Below are 2,554 nucleotides of genomic sequence, written 5' to 3'. Positions count from 1 at the left end.
CCTTTCCGGCCCTAATCAGTCCCCCCTTGACCAGACGGTTGTCCGGCTCACGCTGGAGGCAATCGAGGAGACGTTACACCGGTCTGCCGAACAGCATTGGCCGAACATTGCGGCACCGTGGCCGGATGACCAGCGCCGGGCGGTTGCGCAGTGTATAGCGACGAACTGGCGGGGGGCGCCCGGTGAGGCACACAGGTTCGCCGATTGGGTGGTGGCCACATGGTCCAACATCGAATTGACCTACGCTGGGCCGGAATACCCCGAAGCCGGCTTCATCCATCGGCACAACGTGTCGCTCTGTCGGACTTTCATGGCTCACCTCGGTAGATCGAACACTCAATGAAGCCAATGCACACTAGCCGCGATGCTCCCAGAAACTGCCGTCTTTGGAGCTACAAAAGCCGCAACGGCCCTTCGCATGAGTCTGCCACCGGGAGACTTTGCAACCGGGTGCAAAATGTCGCGGCCGAAAATTTCGGGCATCCGGCAGTCTTACCCCGCCACTCCCTTTGCCAACCTCGCCAGCGTTGACCGAGAGCATCCCGTTGCCGAAATGATGGTGCTCCAGCTTTGCCCGCTGGTGAGCATGCTTTGGATCGCTTTATTGCGGGCCTTGTCCTCAGGCCGGCCACGATATTTTCCCTCGCTCTTGGCTTTCGCGATACCCTGCGTCTGCCTACGCCGACGATCCTCGTAGTCTTTCCTAGCGACTGCCGCGATCACATCGAGCATCATGTTGTTGATTGCGTCTGCCATGCGGGACATGAACTCATCGGCATTCCCCGATGCCATGCCCCATGATGTCGGTAGGTCGAGGGCGACAACCTTGATGTGTCGATCTCTAATTTCGTCCTTTAGCTTATTCCAATCTGCACCGTTCAGCCTGCTGAGGCGATCCACCTGCTCGATCAGCAGGATGTCTCCTGGTTGGCAATCCGAGAGGAGTCGGAAGAGTTCCGGTCGTGCGAGGGAGGCCCCGCTTTCATTCTCCACATAGGTAGCGGCGATTTGCAGTCCACGTTCCTTGGCAAACGTGAGGAGGTCACCTTTGGCTCGGTTGGCATCCTGCTCTTTCGTTGAGGCTCGGAGATAGGCGCGGACGAACATATGAGGCCCCGGTTCGATATGAATGGTCTCATATTGTCTGGTACGATTAGGGTGGTCAAACGTTATTATCGAACCACCTAAAAACGCGGTCCGCTAAAGGCATACTCAAATGATTTTCGACGAGACAGAGTTGTGTGCCTAATCCTCGCCCCTCACGATCGTGAGCCGTTCCGACATGGCTGCTGATTAGCCATGCGGAGGCTGCACCATCACGGATCAAATCCGCTGATTGTGCGACCGAACTTCATCCTCGATTTCATCGACCAATGAGGCGATCTGCGTTTCCTCAACGATCTCCGGTGCGAATGGAGAGCCACGTAAGATCTCAAGCGCGTTTTTGTAGACAGGCATAAGCTGACGGTTCTCTGGCGCACCCACAATGAAATGCAGCTTCAACGGCTCTTGCGCGTCATCTGCGACAGCAGCAAGATGCCCACGCCAGCGACGGACCTTGTCCTTAATCCCATCAGCATCCGCCAAGTCTAACGACAACGGTTCATAGGCATGCCAACTGCCGTTCTTCCATGCGTGCTTGAACTCGATACTATCCGCTTTGCTGGATAAGACCTTCTTTTCCAGTTCCACGTTCAGATTCCGCTCGGCTAGCATGGTACGGACGGGCCGCCAGATATCCTCGTCAGTCTTCCTGGCCTTCACGGTCACATCGTAGCGGCCAACAAATCGCTCATAGAGACGCTCGAAGGTCTTCGATGGATCGTTGGTCACACCGGAGCTGACAGGTGACCATTGTAGGGAACTGTCGTCATTCGGTACGATTGACTTGGCGTAGGAGTCCAGTCCGCGATCTTGCCTGAACAGACCCTCCTTGGGCAGCATCTTGGAAGCGCCACGCATACCCCGCTCGACACTCCGCATAGCAGCCACGAAGGCCTCGCGATCGAGATCCGGGAACACGCTTTTGATACGGCCTATGGTCTTTCGCGTGCGCCACCTCAGGATGCCCTCACGTGAGACATGCAAGATCACGCCAACGTTCACGAACTCCCCGGTTACGATGTCGTGGACATAACGCAGGACAATGAAGTTGTAGGGATGGCGATCGCTCATTTCAGTATCCTCCGCACTTCATCCAAACACCCGTCGATGTTGTCTCGTGCATCTCGAATTAGCTTAAGCGCTGCGTGAACGGCGGCCTCCGAGCCAGCCCACTCGTCCGGAACTGCGGTCTGATAGCTCGCAATCACCTCATCTGACAAGTTAACCCAGCGATCCTTGATGAGATCATAATCAACATCCCGCCCCTTCAATCCCCCAACGAAAATATGGGCTCCTGGCACTCCGACCCAACTCAGGCCACCTAGTGTCCAGGGCGGCTTCCAGAACAGGAGTTGCTCAGTCATGAAAGCCAGCTCGTGATCGAATATCCGCAGATTGTCGCCCTTCACCAAGCAGTTGGGATTCCCGTCGCGTCGATCCGGATTCTGGA

The 2,554-nt window shown here is 56.2% G+C and carries 4 protein-coding genes; 1 reads left to right on the top strand and 3 read right to left on the bottom strand.

What is annotated here, in order from left to right; genetic code table 11:
• The coding region (locus EN969_RS35615) for a hypothetical protein (RefSeq protein WP_206525236.1) at window positions 1-343 on the top strand (343 nt) is incomplete at its 5' end.
• Window positions 344-492: 149 nt separating this feature from the next.
• On the opposite strand, the gene EN969_RS26300 is transcribed toward EN969_RS35615, so the two are convergent.
• From EN969_RS26300 to EN969_RS26290, 3 genes are all read right to left on the bottom strand, one after another.
• Window positions 493-1,107: a recombinase family protein gene (locus EN969_RS26300; RefSeq protein WP_063168126.1), complete on the bottom strand. Its 615-nt coding sequence runs from the start codon at window positions 1,105-1,107 to the stop codon at window positions 493-495.
• Between the two features lie 216 nt (window positions 1,108-1,323).
• On the bottom strand, window positions 1,324-2,175 hold the full coding sequence (locus EN969_RS26295) for a DUF3037 domain-containing protein (protein ID WP_063168127.1): 852 nt from the start codon (window positions 2,173-2,175) through the stop codon (window positions 1,324-1,326).
• A partial coding sequence (locus EN969_RS26290; RefSeq protein ID WP_206525235.1) for a hypothetical protein occupies window positions 2,172-2,554 on the bottom strand: 383 nt, incomplete at its 5' end. The genes EN969_RS26290 and EN969_RS26295, both read right to left, overlap by 4 nt.

This window comes from Mesorhizobium sp. M7A.F.Ca.CA.003.01.2.1 (assembly GCF_003998945.1).
GTDB lineage: Bacteria > Pseudomonadota > Alphaproteobacteria > Rhizobiales > Rhizobiaceae > Mesorhizobium > Mesorhizobium ciceri.
This window is presented reverse-complemented; position numbering and strand designations above follow the sequence as displayed.

What these genes read in the sequence shown, in the direction of transcription:
- EN969_RS26295 (WP_063168127.1), bottom strand. Translation starts at nt 2,175, where the DNA reads ATGAGCGATCGCCATCCCTACAACTTCATTGTCCTGCGTTATGTCCAC.
- EN969_RS26300 (WP_063168126.1), bottom strand. Translation starts at nt 1,107, where the DNA reads ATGTTCGTCCGCGCCTATCTCCGAGCCTCAACGAAAGAGCAGGATGCC.